The organism is Aeromonas sp. 601027 (assembly GCF_049174455.1).
GTDB classification, from domain to species: domain Bacteria; phylum Pseudomonadota; class Gammaproteobacteria; order Enterobacterales; family Aeromonadaceae; genus Aeromonas; species Aeromonas veronii_A.
The window spans coordinates 1-18621 of the sequence record NZ_JAAKTN010000020.1 but is presented as its reverse complement, the minus strand read 5'-3'; the positions used below and the strand labels follow the sequence as shown (position 1 = coordinate 18621).

Annotated in this window: 14 protein-coding genes, 1 tRNA gene and 1 riboswitch; of the genes, 2 read left to right on the top strand and 13 right to left on the bottom strand. The window is 59.9% G+C overall.

What is annotated here, in order from left to right; genetic code table 11:
* Positions 1-169: 169 nt before the first annotated feature.
* Positions 170-2212 (bottom strand): oligopeptidase A, encoded by a 2043-nt coding sequence (gene prlC, locus G5193_RS20600; RefSeq protein WP_421207176.1) that lies wholly within the window; start codon positions 2210-2212, stop codon positions 170-172.
* Between the two features lie 437 nt (positions 2213-2649).
* Positions 2650-2735: riboswitch (cyclic di-GMP riboswitch) on the top strand.
* 50 nt (positions 2736-2785) lie between these two features.
* Between prlC and G5193_RS20595 the strand changes: the two genes are divergently transcribed.
* Complete coding sequence (locus G5193_RS20595) at positions 2786-4975, top strand: immunoglobulin-like domain-containing protein (protein ID WP_421207174.1); 2190 nt, start codon at positions 2786-2788, stop codon at positions 4973-4975.
* Between the two features lie 168 nt (positions 4976-5143).
* Positions 5144-8650 (top strand): hypothetical protein, encoded by a 3507-nt coding sequence (locus tag G5193_RS20590; RefSeq protein ID WP_421207172.1) that lies wholly within the window; start codon positions 5144-5146, stop codon positions 8648-8650.
* An 83-nt stretch (positions 8651-8733) separates the two neighbouring features.
* Here G5193_RS20590 and hemB read toward each other — a convergent pair whose 3' ends face one another.
* From hemB to G5193_RS20530, 12 genes are all read right to left on the bottom strand, one after another.
* Entirely contained in the window at positions 8734-9750 is a 1017-nt protein-coding gene (hemB, locus tag G5193_RS20585) for a porphobilinogen synthase (protein WP_005357271.1), read from the bottom strand.
* A gap of 3 nt (positions 9751-9753) precedes the next feature.
* Entirely contained in the window at positions 9754-10539 is a 786-nt protein-coding gene (locus G5193_RS20580) for a TatD family hydrolase (protein ID WP_421207170.1), read from the bottom strand.
* A 188-nt stretch (positions 10540-10727) separates the two neighbouring features.
* Entirely contained in the window at positions 10728-11483 is a 756-nt protein-coding gene (gene tatC / locus G5193_RS20575; protein ID WP_005342401.1) for a twin-arginine translocase subunit TatC, read from the bottom strand.
* The gene (gene tatB, locus G5193_RS20570) at positions 11480-11944 is read right to left on the bottom strand and encodes a Sec-independent protein translocase protein TatB (protein WP_110304509.1); all 465 of its coding nucleotides are present in this window, start codon (positions 11942-11944) and stop codon (positions 11480-11482) included. The genes tatC and tatB overlap by 4 nt, the downstream gene beginning before the upstream one ends.
* Before the next feature lie 3 nt (positions 11945-11947).
* Positions 11948-12199, bottom strand: a complete 252-nt coding sequence (gene tatA, locus G5193_RS20565; protein WP_005339385.1) for a Sec-independent protein translocase subunit TatA — start codon at positions 12197-12199, stop codon at positions 11948-11950.
* Between the two features lie 42 nt (positions 12200-12241).
* On the bottom strand, positions 12242-13882 hold the full coding sequence (gene ubiB / locus G5193_RS20560) for a ubiquinone biosynthesis regulatory protein kinase UbiB (RefSeq protein WP_005339383.1): 1641 nt from the start codon (positions 13880-13882) through the stop codon (positions 12242-12244).
* The gene (locus G5193_RS20555; protein ID WP_005339380.1) at positions 13882-14490 is read right to left on the bottom strand and encodes a ubiquinone biosynthesis accessory factor UbiJ; all 609 of its coding nucleotides are present in this window, start codon (positions 14488-14490) and stop codon (positions 13882-13884) included. Before G5193_RS20555 ends, ubiB begins: the two co-directional genes overlap by 1 nt.
* Positions 14491-14498: 8 nt before the next feature.
* Positions 14499-15251 carry a bifunctional demethylmenaquinone methyltransferase/2-methoxy-6-polyprenyl-1,4-benzoquinol methylase UbiE gene (ubiE, locus tag G5193_RS20550; protein WP_005342396.1) on the bottom strand — a complete coding sequence of 251 codons (753 nt, stop codon included), beginning with the start codon at positions 15249-15251 and terminating at the stop codon, positions 14499-14501.
* A 65-nt stretch (positions 15252-15316) separates the two neighbouring features.
* A complete protein-coding gene (gene crcB, locus G5193_RS20545; RefSeq protein WP_267519300.1) occupies positions 15317-15694 on the bottom strand; it encodes a fluoride efflux transporter CrcB in 378 nt (125 codons plus the stop codon).
* Positions 15695-15789: 95 nt separating this feature from the next.
* Positions 15790-17055, bottom strand: a complete 1266-nt coding sequence (locus G5193_RS20540) for a cytosine deaminase (RefSeq protein ID WP_227341668.1) — start codon at positions 17053-17055, stop codon at positions 15790-15792.
* Entirely contained in the window at positions 17049-18293 is a 1245-nt protein-coding gene (gene codB / locus G5193_RS20535) for a cytosine permease (protein WP_005355867.1), read from the bottom strand. Before codB ends, G5193_RS20540 begins: the two co-directional genes overlap by 7 nt.
* Before the next feature lie 252 nt (positions 18294-18545).
* Positions 18546-18621 (bottom strand) — tRNA-Thr (locus tag G5193_RS20530).

Genomic DNA, 18621 nt, shown 5'->3' with positions numbered 1-18621 from the left:
TCTACTGAAGAGCCGTGGGCAGTGCAAATATGCAATCAGCAAGATATTAAAAAGCCTTGAAAAAAGGGACCAAAAGGTCCCTTTTTGTCGCAGAAATCACGACTCGATCCCACTATGCCGCAAAACAGTGTACCTGCTTGAAGCTCACACAGGCGGCGGGTCAGGAATCTCAGGCAGCGATCCCGCTGTGTCGCAGCAGTGCATCCACCTTGGGCTCACGGCCACGGAAGGCTCGGAACAGCTCCATCGGCTCCTTCGAGCCCCCCTTCTCCAGAATATTCTTCAGGAAGGATTGGCCGGTGGCCGGGTTGAAGATCCCCTCCTCCTCGAAGCGGGAGAAGGCATCGGCAGAGAGCACCTCGGCCCACTTGTAGCTGTAGTAGCCCGCCGCATAGCCGCCCGCGAAGATGTGGGAGAAGCTGTGCTGGAAGCGGTTGAACGCCGGTGGCGTCATCACGGCCACCTGACTGCGTACCTCGTCCAGCAGCGCCGGGAGCTGTGCCGGATTGGCCGGGTCAAACTCCTGATGGAGACGGAAGTCGAACAGGGCGAACTCCAGCTGGCGCAACATCTGCATCGCCGCCTGGAAGTTGCGGGCGGTCAGCATCTTCTCCAGCAGATCGGCAGGCAACGGCTCGCCGGTCTCGTAGTGGCCGGAGATAAAGGCCAGCGCCTCGGACTCCCAGCACCAGTTCTCGAGGAACTGGCTCGGCAGCTCTACCGCATCCCAGGCCACGCCGTTGATGCCGGCCACGCCGGCCACATCGACCCGGGTCAGCATGTGGTGAATGCCGTGGCCGAACTCGTGGAACAGGGTAACTACTTCGTTGTGGGTGAACAGCGCAGGTTTGCCATCCACCGGACCGTTGAAGTTGCAGGTCAGGTAGGCCACCGGCTTTTGCAGCGAGCCATCCTGACGGTAGCGACGACCCAAACAAACATCCATCCAGGCCCCGCCCTGCTTGTGCTCGCGGGCATAGAGGTCGAGATAGAAGCTGCCGCGCAGCTCGTCGTCGGCATCGAAGATGTCGTAGAAGCGCACGTCAGGGTGCCAGGTGTCGATGCCGAGGCGCTCGCGCACCTTCATGCCGAACACCCGCTTGACCACTTCGAACAACCCTTTCACCACCTTGTTGGCAGGGAAATAGGGGCGCAGCTGCTCATCGGAGATGGAGAACTTGTGCTGTTTGAGCTTCTCGGCGTAGTAGGCGAGATCCCAGGCGGCCAGCTCGCTCTGACCATGCTGCTCGGCGGCGAAGGCGCGGATCTCCTCCAGCTCGGCCTTGCCTTGCGGCAGGGATTTGGCCGCCAGATCGGTGAGGAAGCTCACCACCTGTTCGGTCTTGTCCGCCATCTTGGTGGCCAGGGAGAGCTCGGCATAGTTGGCAAAGCCCAGCAGTTGGGCCAGTTCGCGGCGCAGGGTGAGCAGCTCGCTCATGATGGCGGAGTTGTCCCACTTGCCCGCATTGGGGCCCTGATCGGAGGCGCGGGTGGTGAAGGCCTCATACATCTCGGCGCGCAGTTCGCGGTTGTCCGCGTACATCATCACCGGCAGGTAGGAAGGGATATCCAGCGTGAACAGCCACCCCTCTTTGCCTTTAAGTTCAGCCATCTGACGGGCAGCGGCACGCACGCTCTCGGGCAGACCAGCCAGTTCGGCTTCATCAGCCACCAGCTTGTGCCAGCCCTGGGTCGCATCCAGCACGTTGTTGCTGAAACGGGAGGCCAGCTCGGAGAGGCGGGCCTGAATTTCGCCGTAGCGCTGCTGCGCCTCGGCAGGTAGACCGATGCCGGAGAGGCGGAAGTCACGCAGGGTATTCTGGATCTCCTTGCGCTGGGCGCCGCTGAGCAGCGGGAAATCATCGCTCTGGGAGAGGGCCAGATAGGCCTGATAGAGCCCTTCATGTTGACCGACATAGGTCTGGAATTCGGAGAGCAGCGGCAGGCAGGCGTCATGGGCCTCGCGCAGCGCTTCGCTGTTGAGTACGGAGTTGAGGTGGCTGACCGGTGACCAGATCCGTGACAGGCGGTCATTTACCTCTTCCAGCGGGGCAATCAGGCTATCCCAGGTATGGGGATCACGCTGGGCCAGCACATCGCTGATCTTCTGCTTGCAGTCAGCAATCGCCTGAATCACGGCAGGCTGAACCTGCTCCGGCTTGATCTGGCTGAAAGGGGGCAGTGAATCCATTGTCAGCAAAGGGTTATTCATCCCGGTTACCTCTTGTTTGGTCTTGAACAGACCGCTTTAGCAGCTCTGTATGGCTTTCTAACATGTGGCCAAGCCACGCAATAATCAAGCGGGAATCCGCCGCAACCCTGTACTTTTCCAGCCATTGCGACCCGGATCTCTGCCGTTGCTGCAGTTTTGCCATCAACAGCCAGTAACAGGATGAATCTGTGGGCCTTTTTTGGCTCTTATCGCTACTTTCAAGGGGCAAAAAGCCGCCATTTACCGGCGCCAAAGCTGCCAGCCAAGTGCCGTCATGCTCAATCATGGAAACGGACAAGATGTGGTAACTGTAACAAATTATCAATATTTTTCAGTCAATTAGAATCAAAACCAACCATTGATTAATTTATTTTCAAGCATCTATCATAGGTAACCTGCCATGCAGGTCACTTGATTCTCTGTGCTGCACAGAAATCGGGTGAAAAAGGCAAAGTGACCCGAAAGGGCGCGACGCAAAGCCACCGGTCTAAGGGAAAACACCTATGACAGCGGGGCTGCCCCCGGGGACGTCCGGTCACAACCGACGCCCCATTTGCACCGTACGGAGAGACGATGAACAAACTCAAATTATCCCTGCTTGGCTGCCTGCTCGGCATGGGCACCCCCATGGCATATGCCGCCAGTGCCGGTCAGGCGATGGTTAACCCCCAGTCCGGCGTAGTGGTCGGCTACTGGCACAACTGGTGTGACGGCTCGGGCTACAAGGGCGGTATCGCCCCCTGCGTCAAGCTCGATCAGGTCAACCCGCAATACAACGTGGTCGATGTCTCCTTCATGAAGGTCTATGGCAGCGATCCCATCCCCACCTTCAAACTCGACCCGGCCATCGGCATGAGCGAAAGCCAGTTTATCGAGCAGATCGCCGAGCTGAACCGTCAGGGCCGTGCCGTGCTGCTGGCGCTGGGCGGTGCCGATGCACACATCGAGCTGCGCAAGGGTCAGGAGCAGGCCTTTGCCGACGAGATCATCCGTCTGGTGGAGACCTATGGCTTCGACGGGCTGGATATCGATCTGGAACAGGCCGCCATCACTGCCGCCGACAACCAGACCGTGATCCCGGCGGCCCTGCGTCTGGTCAAGGATCACTACCGCGCCCAGGGGAAAAACTTCCTCATCACCATGGCGCCGGAGTTCCCCTATCTGACCCAGACTGGCGCCTACATCCCCTATATCCGCAATCTGGAAGGCTACTACGACTGGATCAACCCCCAGTTCTACAACCAGGGTGGCGACGGTATCTACATCGATGGCATCGGCTGGATTGCCCAGAACAACGATGCCCTGAAAGAAGAGTTCATCTACTACATGGCGGATTCGCTGAGCAACGGTACCCGCGGCTTCTACAAGATCCCCCATGACAAGCTGGTGTTCGGCATTCCGACCAACATCGACGCCGCCGCCACCGGCTATGTGCAGGATCCGCAGAAGCTCTACAACGCCTTCAACCGCCTGAAGAGCGAGGGACAACCGCTGCGTGGCGTGATGACCTGGTCCATCAACTGGGACATGGGCCGCAACGCCGCCGGTCAGTCCTACAACGAATCCTTCATCAAGAGCTACGGCCCCTTCATCCACGATCAGGAGATCACGCCCCCGGTCGACAACGGCAAGCCGGTGTTCAGCGGCCTGAGCGATACCCGCATCAAGCAGGGCACCGCCTTTGATCCGCTGGCCGGTGTCAGCGCCAACGACAAGGAAGATGGCGACCTGACTGGCCAGATCCAGGTGGAAGGTTCGGTAGATAGCCAGCGCATCGGCCTCTACCCCCTCACCTACAAGGTGAGCGATCGCGACAACAACGTCACCGAACAGGTACGAACCATCGAGGTCTACAGCATGAAGCCGGTATTCAGCGGTGTCACCGACACCACGCTGGAACTGGGTACCCCCTTCGATCCGATGGCTGGCGTCAGCGCCCATGATGAAGAAGATGGCGACCTGACCACCCAAATCAAGGTCAGCGGCAGCGTCGACAGCAGCAAGGTCGGCCGCTACACCCTCACCTATCAGGTGAGCGACAGCGCCGGTCAGCAGGTAACCCAGCAGCGCAACGTGACCGTCAGGGAGCAGGGCGCCGTCTGTGAAAACAGCTGGGATGCCAAGAAGGTCTACGTGGGCGGCGACATCGTCAGCCACAACGGCAAGAACTGGCTGGCAGGCTGGTGGACCCAGAACGAAGAGCCGGGCACCACGGGTGACTGGGGCGTCTGGCGCTTACAGGGCGACAGCGACTGCGGCGGCACAACGCCACCCGCCGAAGGCAGCAGCGACTTCACCGTCAGCGCCATGGGCTCCGACTACACCATAGTCAACGGTCAGGTCAGCATCCGTTTCAACGTGACGACCGCCAACCCGGTACAGATCACCGCAACTCTGGAGCAGAGCGGCCACAGCCACGGTACCACCAGCAGCAAGGTGAACGGCACCAGCACCCTGGTACTGCAGGGCAGCAACGTCACCGATGGCAGCTACGACGTGGTGATCACCGGTCTGGCTGACGGCCAGCAGCCGGTGGTACAGCGCTTCCCGGTTGCGCTGACCGAAGAGAGCAACGGCGGTAGCGAAGGTGACTACCCGGCCTATGCCCCCAACACCGGCTATCAGGCCGGTGATCGGGTCAGCAATGCCGGTGGCAACTACGAGTGCAAACCCTGGCCCTACAGCGGCTGGTGTGGCGGCTCGACCAGCCATTATGCACCGGGTACCGGCTCTGCCTGGAGCGATGCCTGGATCAAGCTCTGACCTTGCCCCAACCACTAACGGGGGCTGACAGGCCCCCGCCCATATCCTGCCCGTCGGCCACGCTGCCGATGGGCAGGATGCACTGACCCGGACGGGTTAGCCCCTCTCTTTTACATGCTTGCCAACCACCAAAAAACGTCCAACAACAACCAAGATAAGGAAATCACCATGCCAAGAACCACCAAGCTTGCCACCCTGCTCGGTCTGCTGCTGTCGGCCCATGTCGTGGCCGATGAGCGCGAACAAGCCTTTTTCAAACAAACCTATCAGGAGCACTACGAGCAGATGACGGCGCGCCTCGCCGCGCTGCATCAGAGTGCGGCTGACGAGCAGAACGTGATCATCAAGGATGGCAAGCGCCACCTTGCCATCAACGGCCTGCTCTACCCGCTGACGGCGGATAACCACATCCTGTTCGATCTGCCCAAACCCCATTTTTTCGACGAAACAGCCATTCGTAACGTCTTTGATTTCTTCGATGAGGAGTGGGAGCTGACCTGGTACGACGGTGGGGTCGTAGCGGTCAACAAACGCTTTGGCAACTATGACTACGGCAACGGCTGTCTGCTGGAGTACTTCCCCCACGGCCAGATCCAGAATGGCGAACGCACCCGGGTGGTGATGGAGACCAGCTCCTGCAGCGTCAACTCGTTTGCCACCTCGCTGCAATATCTGGACAAAGGCGAGGAGCTGACGGCCGACCAGCTGGGGCTGGACGCCAGCCTGATCACGGCGGTCGAACGCTATCAGGATCGGCTCTATGTCAGCCAGAACGGCAATCCGGGCCATGTGGCCATTATCGATATCCCGAGCCGCCAGCAGATTGGCGAGATCCGCGGCACCGCAACCGGCAGTGCCACGGCCTACAACCAGGTCAGTGAATTGTTTGTCCGCAACAACCTGCTCTACGTGGTCTCGCGCTACTCGCACCGGGTCGATATCTTCGATCTGGCCGACGAACATCGCCATGTCACCACCCTGGGAACCGGTCGGGATTCCGGCAGCAACAGCCTGCACCGCGCCCAGGCCGTCTTTGCCAATCAGGATTACGTGCTGGTGGCAGATGCGCTGAGCGAGATCAAGGTCTACCGCCAGCAGGATGTGACGCCGGAGAACAGCCTCAAGACCCCCATCGCCGGTCGGCTCGCCTTTGAAGGAAAATACAGCCACCGTCTGGTGCAACTCCATCAGGTGGGTGACTATCTCCTGGCCCACACCGCCGGCAAAAACTACTACATCTATGACCTGCGCAAACTGGCTGATGCCATCGCCAGCAACACACCGCTGGCGCCTGAGCAGGTGATCGCCGACAGCAATCTGCAAAAAATCGACATGGATGGCGATCGACTGGTGGTGAACTTCAAGGACCGCATCGAATGGCATGATGTCGATACCCTGATCGCCAACGACTTTCAGTTCAAGCACCCGACCTTTACTGTTCGGGAGATCAACCAGCAGCCCGTGGCGGCGCTGAAAGATCTCCAGCTGGCGGGCTCGGCGCTTGTCACCGCCAACGAACGCGGCCTGGGTTTCAACCAGCTGCTGAGCAAGGAGATCAGCTTCACGGCCGACGAGCAGTTGCCGGCTCGCCCGCTGATCTTCGATCAGCTGATGCCGACCGCAGTCAGCTACATACTGCGCAATGACGAACCCTACGAGGTGCTGATCGATCGCGCCCAGCGTTCGGTCAACATCAATTCGCTGGTCAAGACCGAGCTGCTTGATAACGACACGGTGCGCATCACCAACTATGCCGCCAGAGAGCTGCATGACATCAATATCGAGTCACGCCTGAACGGTATCAACAAGTGGCTGATCCTGGGCCAGCTCGATCGCCTGCCCGCCTATGCCCAAATCACCCTGCCACTGAGCGCCTTTGGCGAGCAGGGACGCTTCAACAGCGCCAGCCGCGATGGCGTGTTTGATCTCAACAACCTGCTCGACAACAGCATCAATCTGCCTGCCCAGTTCGAGCACAGGTTCAGCTCCAACTCGGATCCGTTTGCCCAGAAGCTGGCACGCCTCAAGCCAAGCTGGAACGTGCGCTTCGCCACCAACACCAGCGGCTCCTGGCGCCCCATCAATGCCCTCTACGCCCGCGAGTGGCTGATCATCGCCACCAACCTGGCCTACATGGTCTCGACCGAGGAGTTCAAACACGTCTGGTACAACTTCAAGGCGGTGAACGGCTACGAGATGTTCGGCAATGGCGGCAACAGCTATGTGCCGAACGGGATCTTTACGGCCGCCGATTATGACTACTACTACCACAGCCTGATGAAGCGCCCCTACCTCAACCTGGGGATCACCGCCATGGGGGGCGGGCTCGGGAGTGGTGGCATCACCGGGGTCGATACCTTTAACTTTGTCAGCCACTACTACGGCAGCTGGGGCATCATTGCCCACGAATTTGGCCACGGCTTCGATGGGAAGTCCTACAGCCATGAGAGCGCGTTTGCACGTGGCAGCCACGGCTGGCATCCCCTGATGACGGGTATGGCCAACTACCATATCCGCAAGGGCGACCTGCCCTATCTGGACGATGATCTCAACGGCTTCCACAAGCCGGAAAACGACATCTATCGCTACAACTCGGTCAGCCAGGGGGCTCGCAAGCACCGCGCTGACAGCCACATGTACTATACCGACCACTACTTCATGCAATTCTCCACCATGCCGCAAGGCTGGGTAGCCAACGGCAGCGCCTTCAGTGCCGGGCAGCTGGCGGCCCTGAACAATCAGGAGCGACTGCTGATGGGCTGGATCCCCAAGGAGTCGGAGAAAGGCAATCTCTGCCGGTTCACCTTCCAGGATGGCGAACAGTACTACGGGTACGTCGAACAGCGGGCTGATGGTCTGCTCTGTGATGCCGGATCCCTGATCCGTTATCGTCAGCCCGATGGCCAGTTTGTGCCGCTGGTCTCGGCCATCAACCAGTTTGACTGGCTGTCACTCCACCACAAGGGCAAGCTGGATCAGCCAGTGCTGCACCAGAATGGTCGCCAGCTCTGCTACAAGAATGTGGCGGGCTTTTACGGTATCGGCTTCGTCAATGACAACAAACAGTGCACCCAGTTGCCCAACGTCTATCAGACCAATGGCAAGCTCTGGCTGACCAGCTCCGGCTGGACCGGTCTCACCTACCTGAGCGGGGACTTCATCCTGCCCACTACCGGTAGCAGCAGTGACTTCACCGTCACCGATCTGGCGGCCGAATATCTCATCGTCAACGGCGCGCTCGACTTCAGTCTGACGCTGACCACCGCCAACCCGGTGACCGTCACCGCGACCCTGTTGCAGGATGGCAATCCGGTCGCCACCGGCAGCGCCCTGATCGATGGTCAGGGTTCCCTGCAGCTGGCACAGTCTGGCCTTGCGGCAGGCAGTTACGAGCTGTTGTTGGCGGGCATGGCAGAGGGAAGCAAGCAGGGCTTCGAGCGCCGCTTCACCCTGGCATTGGTGGAACAGGCTCCGGGTGGTGACAGTGACGGTGGTAACGGCAGCTACCCGGCCTATGTTGCGGGCACCGCTTATCAGAGTGGCGAACGGGTCAGCAATGCCGGTGGCGACTACGAGTGCAAACCCTGGCCCTACAGCGGCTGGTGTGGCGGCTCGACCAGCCTCTATGCGCCGGGTACCGGCAGCCACTGGAGTGATGCCTGGATCAAGCTGTAATCAGCCGCTCGTGACCAAAAGAGAGCCATAACGACAGAGGGGGAGCCATCGGCTCCCCCTCTCGTTTATCTCTTCAACCCGGCTTAACGGGCATCTTCTTTCAGCCACTGCGCTACGCGCTTGGCGAAGTAGGTGAGGATGCCATCGGCCCCGGCCCGCTTGAAGCAAAGCAGAGACTCCATGATGGTCTCCTTCTCTTTCAGCCAGCCGTTCTGGATCGCCGCCATGTGCATGGCGTACTCGCCGCTCACCTGATAGGCAAAGGTCGGCACGCCGAACTGATCCTTCACCTGACGAACCACGTCCAGATAGGGCATGCCCGGCTTGACCATCACGCTGTCGGCCCCTTCCTGAATATCCAGCGCCACTTCGTGCAGGGCTTCGTTGCTGTTGGCCGGGTCCATCTGATAGGTAGCCTTGTTGCTCTTGCCAAGGTTGCCGGCAGAGCCGACCGCATCGCGGAACGGGCCGTAGTAGCAGGAGGCGTACTTGGCGGAGTAGGCCATGATCTGGGTGTTGATGAAGCCGTTCTCTTCCAGCGCGGCGCGGATGGCACCGATGCGGCCATCCATCATGTCGGACGGCGCGACTATATCGACCCCGGCTTCGGCGTGGGAGAGTGCCTGCTTGATCAGGATCTCGGTGGTGATGTCGTTCAGCACATAGCCTTCGTCATCGATGATGCCGTCCTGCCCGTGGGTGGTGAACGGATCGAGCGCCACATCGGTGATGACCCCGAGCTCCGGGAAGCGGGCCTTGAGGGCACGCACGGTGCGCTGGGCCAGCCCGTTCGGGTTGTAGGCCTCCTCCGCCATCAGGCTCTTGCTCTCCAGCGGGGTCACCGGGAACAGGGCAATGGCGGGTACGCCCAGCTCCACCAGTTCAGCGGCTTCCTCCAGCAGCAGATCGATGGAGAGACGCTCCACCCCCGGCATGGAGGGAACGGCTTCCCGACGGTTCTCCCCCTCCAGCACGAACACCGGATAGATGAGATCGTTGACGGTCAGTACGTTCTCGCGCACCAGACGACGGCTGAAATCATGTTTGCGCAGACGGCGCAGGCGGCGGCCCGGAAAGGCGCCCGGAAGAGTTGTAGCCATGAATCACTCCTGGAGAGGAAGTTGGAAGAACGCGGCGGAGGTGGCCCGGGTATGGGCCAGCAAGGCCTCGGGCGCTTCACCACGACAGGCCGCCACCACCTGGGCGATGTGCGGCAAAAATGCAGGTTCGTTGCGTTTCGGACGCGGTTTCAGATCCCGCGGCACCAGATAGGGGGCGTCGGTCTCGATCATCAGCCGACCGGCCGGAATGCGGGCCACCTGTTTGCGCAGCAGCTGACCACGGCGCTCGTCGCAGAGCCAGCCCGTCACCCCGATATGCAGCCCCAGCGCCAGACACTCGTCCAGCTCTTCATCGGACCCGGTAAAGCAGTGCAGCACGGCCCCCGGCAGCTTCGGCAACCAGGGACGGAGGATCTCGATAAAACGGGCATGCGCATCGCGGCAGTGGAGAAACACCGGCATCCCGAGCTCGGCAGCCAGTGCCAGCTGGGCGTCGAATACCGCATCCTGTACCGGACGGGGGGAGAAGTCGCGGTTGTAGTCGAGGCCGCACTCGCCGATGGCCACCACCTGCGGCAAGGCTGCCAGCTCGCGCAAGGCGGGCAGGGTTGCCTCATCGACACTCTTGGCATCGTGAGGGTGTACCCCGGCGGTGGAGAAGCAGTAGCCCGGCCAGCGGGCGGCCAACTCGGCGCTCTCGCGGCTACCAGCCAGATCGGTACCGGTGAGGATCAGCGCTTCCACTCCGGCGGCGCGGGCACGGGCCACCAGCTCAGGCTGTTCACCGGCGAACTGGCTGCTGGTCAGGTTTAAACCGATATCGATCATGGAATGAGACGTTCCGAACAAAAGGAATACATATCAGGTATTTGAAAACCATCTACCGAATGGGGTCTTACCATACGCCTCGAACGGGAGCATGAAAAGAGGAAGGGAGCCTCAGCTCCCCTCGTTCTGCTATTCCTGCGGACTTCGTCATCCTCTCACCGTCTGGCAAACAGGTGACGAACAGAGCCTCAGCTCTCCACATCCGGTTGTTCCTGTTGCTCTTCATCCTCTTTCTTCACGTAGAAGCGGGCGAAGAACAGACCAATCTCCCACAGCGCCCACATCGGGATGGCGAGCAGGGTCTGGGAGAAGACATCAGGCGGCGTCAGCAGCATGCCGACCACAAACACCCCGACAACGACGTAGGGACGTTTCTCCTTCAGGTTTTGCGGTGTGGTCACGCCGGTCCAGCAGAGCAGTATGGTGGCCACCGGAATTTCGAACGCCACCCCGAACGCGAAGAACAGGGTCAGTACGAAGTCCAGATAGCTGGCGATGTCGGTCGCCACCGTCACCCCGGCAGGGGCGGTACTGGTGAAGAAACCGAACACCAGCGGGAACACCACGTAGTAGGCGAACGCCATCCCCGCATAGAACAGCAGGGCACTGGAGACCACCAGCGGCATGATCAGGCGCCGTTCGTGCTGGTACAGACCGGGGGCGATAAAAGCCCAGGCCTGATAGAGCAGATAGGGGATCGCCACGAAGAAGGAGACCACCAGCGTCAGCTTGATCGGCGTCAGGAAGGGGGTCGCCACATCCGTCGCGATCATGCTGGTCCCTTCCGGCAGCTGGCTGAGCAGCGGCTGGGCCACGAAGTCGTAGATGTTGTTGGAGAAGTAGATCAGCGCCAGAAACACCACGAGGATGGCGGTAATGGAGCGCAGCAAACGGGTTCTCAGCTCAACCAGATGGCTGATCAGGGGTTGTTCGGCCTGACTCATGACTTCACCTCCCCTTTTACTGCGGAGTCGCTGACCGGCACCAGCTCGCTCTCCCGCTGGCTGTTGACCGGCGGCACGTCGTGGCTCAGCTGCACCGCAGGCTCAACCGGCGTGGCAGGCTCAGCCTGGGCGACCGGCTCGGGGCGTGGCGGACGGATCTCGTTCTCCACCTGATAGGGGCGATTGACCGACTGGGCCGCCGCCTTGAGCTGTTCGATGGACTCCTGCAGCTCGGGGCTCAGGTTGCTCATCTGCAACTGTTCGGCCTTCTTGAGGTCGTTATGCAGCTCTTGCAACTTGAGCTCCTGCTCCAGCTCGGACTTGACCGAGTTCGCGGTCGAACGAATGAGGCGGATCCAGTGGGTAGCCGTGCGGATGGCAACCGGCAGCCGCTCGGGCCCCAGTACCACCAGTGCTACCACACCGATAACGACCAGCTCCCAAAAACCGATATCGAACATGGCTTAGGCCTGGTCTTTGTCTTTCTGCTTGGCGGTCTCACTGCTCTGAGTGGCCGCTTCGTTCAGCTGTTTCGGGGGAAACTCGGCATCTTTCTGCTCGGCCTTGGCATCAGCCGGCTCGTCGGAGAGGGCTTTCTTGAACCCTTTGACCGCCGCGCCCAGATCACCGCCAATGCCGCGCAGTTTCTTGGTACCGAACAGCAGCACGACGATGACTGCAATGATCAACAATTGCCAAATACTGATACCACCCATGATTTTCTCTCCAGAACAGGCGCCTGACGGCGCGGTTGTTGATTAATGGGAACGGGTTCGCAACCAGCCGACCAGCCAGCAGAGGGCTGCACCGGCGAGACTGGCTTGTCCCCACTCAATGTGTTGTTTTTGGGTCAGCAAGAATACACCCGCCAATAGCAGGCTGGCTCCAACCCCTAAGAGGTAGCGGGCCTGCCCCTGCCGACGGCTGTGACGACGGAACTCGGCAAACATCTGGTCGAAATGACGCTGCTGATGACGGGTCTGACGCAGGGTCTCATAGACCAGCTCCGGCAGCTCCGGCAGCTTCTCGGCCCAGAATGGCGCCTTCTCTTTGATGGCGTTCAATACCGACTTGGGCCCGACCTGTTCGTGCATCCAGTTCTCGAGGAACGGCTTGGCGGTCTGCCACAAATCGAGCTGCGGGTAGAGCTGACGCCCCAACCCTTCCACATAGAGCAGGGTCTTTTGCAGCAGCACCAGCTGCGGCTGCACCGTCATATGGAAGCGACGCGCGGTGTTGAACAGGTTGAGCAGCACGTGACCGAACGAAATTTCTGAGAGCGGCTTCTCGAAGATGGGCTCCAGCACGGTGCGGATGGCGAACTCGAACTCGTCCACCTTGGTGTCTGCCGGTACCCAGCCCGACTCCACGTGCAGCTCTGCCACCCGACGATAGTCGCGGTTGAAGAAGGCGAGGAAGTTCTCCGCCAGATAGCGTTTATCTTCCCGATTGAGGGTACCGACGATGCCGCAGTCGATGCCGATCCAGAGCGGGTTTTCCGGATGTTCGTAAGAGACGAAGATGTTGCCCGGGTGCATGTCGGCATGGAAGAAGCTGTCGCGGAACACCTGGGTGAAGAAGACCTCTACCCCGCGCTCGGCCAGCAGCTTCATGTTGGTGCCGTTGGCTTCCAGCGCCGGTATATCGGAGACCGGAATACCGTAGATGCGCTCCATCACCAGCACCTGCTCGCGGCAGAGGTCGGTGATGATTTCAGGCACATAGAGCGCCTCGGAGCCGGTGAAGTTGCGGCGTAGCTGGATGGCGTTGGCCGCTTCGCGCATCAGATTCAGCTCGTCGAGGATGGTCTTGCGATACTCCTCCACCACCTCGATGGGGCGCAGCCGCGCGCTCTGGGGCACGAAGCGGGCCACCAGACGGGCCAGCGCCTGCATCAACCGCAGGTCAGCCTCGATGACAGGCTCGATGTCGGGACGGATCACCTTGATGACGATCTCGCGGCCACTCTCCTTCAAGCGGGCGGTATGCACCTGCGCGATGGAGGCCGACGCCAGCGGTGTCTCGTCAAAGTCATCAAACAGGGTTTCGATGGGACAACCCAGGCTCAGCTCGATCTGCTGGCGCGCCGCCTGACCACAGAAGGGGGGCACCCTGTCCTGCAGCAGGGCCAGCTCCTCGGCGATATCCGGCGGCAGCAGATCGCGGCGGGTCGAGAGCATCTGGCCAAACTTGATGAAGATGGGGCCAAGAGCCTCGAAGGCGAGGCGGATGCGGGCACCGCGGCTGAGATCCGGCTGCTTGTTCTTGAGCCAGAACAGGGAACGACGGGCCAGACGACCCGGCCAGGGCTGATAGCGGGCAGGCACCAGTTCGTCGATGCCCTGCTCCAGCAGGATGGTGATGATGCGATAGAGGCGTTTGAACTCCTTCGGGGTCATCAGGTCACCTGCTGTTCGAAGCGGGCCAGCCGCAGTTCGACGGCCTTGAGCTGCTGGGCCAGCACCTCGACATCATCGTTGAAACTAGCCACTTCCAGCGGGCCGGGGGCGAGGCGGGCCTCTTCGGTCAGATATTCCGCCAGCTGGCTGCGGGTGCGGCACAGCTCGCGACCGACCAGGCGACGCGCCTGACGGGCACCGCTGAACAGGGTGTGGGCCAGCACGTCGCCGGTATAGCGCGACAGCTCCTCTTCCCAGTCGATATCCAGCTCACCCAGCAGCACGCTGAATGCCTGTACCAGCTGGGGATCACCGCTCAGATCCAGCTTCTCCTCGCGGATATAGCGGGTCAGAGCGGACGGGTCTTTCAGCAGACCGAGGGCGGTCAGCGACAGGCTGAGCACCGCATCGGCCTCCCCTTCATGCTGGGCCAGCACATCCAGTCGACGCTCGGAGAAGACGAACCAGAGCGGCTTGAGTTCACGCAGCTCCAGCTTGAGCACCTTGCCCACCAGTTTGCGCAGCCGCTCCGGGCTCTGTTTGTCCAGCGCCAGCAACTGGTTGAGGCTGGTTTCGATCACCGCGGTGACCATGGCATCCATCGGCATAGGCAACCTTAAAACTTGTAACCGCGGTGCAGGGCGACCACACCCTGAGTCAGATTGAAGTACTCCACCTGCTCGAAACCGACATTTTCCATCATGCCTGCCAGAGTCTGCTGATCCGGGTGCATGCGGATGGACTCTGCCAGATATTTGTAGCTTTCACTGTCGTTCGCGACAATTTCGCCCATTTTCGGCAGCAATTTGAAGGAGTAGAGATCATAGAGCTTGGCGATCACTTCACTGACCGGCTTGGAGAACTCCAGCACCAGCAGACGGCCACCCGGCTTGAGCACCCGGAACATGGAGGCGAGCGCCTTGTCCTTGTCGGTGACGTTGCGCAGGCCGAAGCCAATGGTGATGACGTCGAAGTGGTTATCCGGGAAGGGGAGCGCCTCGGCATTGGCCTGCACGTAGGAGACGTTGTTGGCGACCCCCAGATTGCGTAGCTTGTCGCGGCCCACTTTTAGCATGGAGTCGTTGATATCCGCCAGCACCACCTGACCGGTCTCGCCGACGATGCGGGAAAACTTGGCGGTCAAGTCACCGGTACCACCGGCCAGATCCAGCACCTTCTGGCCCTTGCGCACACCGGAACAGTCGATAGTGAAGCGCTTCCACAGGCGGTGGATGCCGAACGACATCAGATCGTTCATCAGATCATACTTGGCTGCCACCGAATGGAAGACACCTGCTACCAGAGTTTCCTTCTCGGTCGCGGCCACGGTTTTAAAGCCAAAATGCGTTGTCGTTGCTTGTTCTGACATCCCTTAAACACCCATAGAGCAAAGAATGGCCGCCAGTTTACCAGAGCCACTGGCGTCCGGACACCTTAAACCCGGCTCGCAACCAACTGCATGCCCAGCACCACCATGGACAGACAGAGGAAGAGATTGAGACCGATATTGAGCAGCGCTTTCAGATAGGCCCCATGTTGAGCCAGCACTACCGTATCGAGGGCAAAGGAAGAGAAAGTAGTCAGGGCACCGAGGATCCCCACCATCAGCAGCGGCTTCATCGGGTGTTCTACCACATGACCATGACTGATGAGGGCGAACGCCACCCCCATGATGAAAGAGCCCACCACGTTGACCACCAGAGTCCCGTAAGGAAAGTGGCGCCCCAGCAGCAAGGCCATCAGTTCGGCAATCCCAAAACGAAGGCAGGCGCCGATGGCGCCCCCTGCAGCAACATAGAACCAGGTTTGCATGGTGTCACTCCCTCAGGGTTAGGCCGCCATTATGTCGCAATGGCGGCCCTTGTGCCCAGAGGCGGAACTAATCGTCATCCAGCCTGATTGAAATCTCAGCGGCGAAAATCGATGGGCTCGGGCTGACCCAACACGATTTCGGTCTGGGCCGGGCGGGTCTGGGCAATCACCTTGCCGTGGCGGATCGAGTAACGCACCGGCACCTGACGGCGCACCGCATCGAAGCCGTTCTCGGCGGGCAGGACCAACAGGTTGGCCGGTTTGCCCACCTCGATACCATAGCGATCCTGCACATTCAGGGTGCGGGCACTGTGGCTGCTGATCAGCTTCAGACCGTCGTTGATCTGCTCGTAACCCATGATCTGGCAGACATGCAGCCCCATGTGTAGCACCTGCAACATGTTGGCGGTGCCCATGGGATACCAGGGATCGAACACGTCGTCGTGACCGAAACAGACGTTGATGTTCGCCTCCAGCATCTCCTTCACCCGAGTAATGCCGCGGCGTTTGGGATAGGTATCGAACCGCCCCTGCAGGTGAATGTTCACCAGCGGATTGGCCACGAAGTTGATGTCTGCCATCTTGAGCAACCGGAACAGGCGGGAAGCATAGGCGCCGTTGTAAGAGTGCATGGCGGTGGTGTGGCTGGCAGTGACCCGGTGGCCGATATCCCGCTCGTAGGCCAAGGTCGCCAGCGTCTCGATGAAACGGGACTGCTCGTCATCGATCTCGTCGCAGTGCACATCGACCAGAACCTGATACTTCTCGGCAAGATCGAAGATGTAGTGCAGACTTTCGACACCATATTCCCGGGTGAACTCGAAATGGGGAATAGCACCGATCACGTCGGCCCCCAGCTTGAGCGCCTCCTCCAGCAGTGCCTTGCCATTCGGGTAGGAGAGGATCCCCTCCTGCGGGAAGGCAACGATCTGCAGCTCGACCCACTCCTTCATCTCCTCCCGCACTTCCAGCATCGCCTTGAGCGCCACCAGATTGGGATCGGAGACATCGACGTGAGTACGGACAAACTGGATGCCGTTGGCGATCTGCCACTTTAGCGTCTGGATGGCACGCTGTTTCACATCCTCATGGGTCAGCAGCGCCTTGCGCTCGGCCCAGCGCTCGATCCCCTCGAACAGGGTGCCGGAGAGGTTCCAGCTCGGCTCACCCGCCGTCTGGGTGGTATCGAGGTGAATGTGGGGTTCGATAAAGGGGGCAATCGCCAGACCCCCCTCCCCGTCCAGCACCCGACCGGCGACGGCATGTTCGTCATGGGGTTCGATGGCGGTGATGACCCCATCCTGACAGCGGATCTGCCAAAACCCTTCCCGATCGGCCAAACGAATATGTTGAATCAGCATTTGTTAGCTTCCTGTACCAGAACCGGCCGCTGGGTGAGGCGAACCAGAATGAAATAGGTGAAGGCGGCGCCCAATACCGCGTTGAGTGGCACTATGCCCGGCAGCCACTTGCCGACAGCCACCCCGACTGCCGTGGCGACCAGCGCCTGCCAGCGCACCGTCTCGAACTGCTGATCGGCAAATTGACGGTAACGCTCACGATTGAGCAGGAAATCCATGATGATAATGCCACCGATCGGCGGAATTGCCGTACTCAAAAAGGCCAGCCAGCCGACAAAATTGTTGTAAAGCCAGAGGGCGCAAGCCGTACCGATAAGGCCGTTGATCACGCTGAGCGGCTTGCTCTTGAGGCCGGTAATGTTGGCAAAACCGAGGCCGGAGGCATAGAGCGCGTTGTCGTTGGTGGTCCAGATATTGAGGCCCAGCACCAGAATGGCGGGGATCAGCAGTCCCTGCATCAGCATCACTTCCGAGATATCGGCCTGACCGGTCACCGCCGCACCGGCTGCGCCGAAGACGAACATTAGCGTGTTGCCCAAAAAAAACGCCACCATGGTAATCATGACGGCGCCCCAGGGTTTGCGACCAAATCGGACAAAGTCGGCGGTCAGAGTTCCTGCACTGATAAAGGAACCGACCACCATGGTCAGCGCCGTGGTGAACTCGATAGGATTGCTTGGTTGCACCTGCTGCAACGCAGCCATGCCACCGGTCGAGGTCACCGCCAGCCAGACCGAGTAGCCGCCAAGCAGAGCGATAGCCGGTACGGCCACAAAGCTCAGCACCATCAGGGCGGAGATCCCGAAGTAGACGGTTACCGTCATCAACATGCCCGAAATGGCGATCAGCCAGTTCACATCGATCCCAGTCGCCTTCTGTACCGGCAGGGCAAACATCGCCACGCCAACGCCGAACCAGCCGACCTGAGTGCCGCCCAGCAGCAGAGAAGGCAGCCAGGAACCTTTGACGCCGAAGGAGTATCGCGCCAGCAGATGGGTAGAGAGACCGGTTGAAGCACCGATATAACCGAGACAGGCGGTATAGATCCCCAGCAACAGGTTGCCGATCAGTACCGCCTTGATGAAGTCGTCAAACACCAGACCGGTACCCAGCGCACCACCGGTCCACATGCTGGCAGAGAAGAACGTCAGGCCAAGCATCACCAGCATCAGCGACAGCACTCCTTTGCGCCCTTTGGCGGGTACCGCCCCCAAACAGTATTCGTTATCCTGCGCCATGCTCTCTCTCCACGTAATAGGCAAAACGCGCCGGATTTTACATGTAAAACGTTTTACGTCAATCAATCATGGTTAAATCTCTGGATAAAACCATCAATAGCAGTCAAATGAGTAACACATTAGGACTCAAACCAGCAGATAAACAGTGTCGGCTGCAAGTAGAGGGGGTTGCGGGAATAGGGAATGTAAGGGGATATCACAAAAATGACAGATGCAAAAGAGCCTCCCTTTTCAGGGAGGCTTTCTATTTAATGGTGCTGATACCCAGAATCGAACTGGGGACCTCATCCTTACCAAGGATGCGCTCTACCGACTGAGCCATATCAGC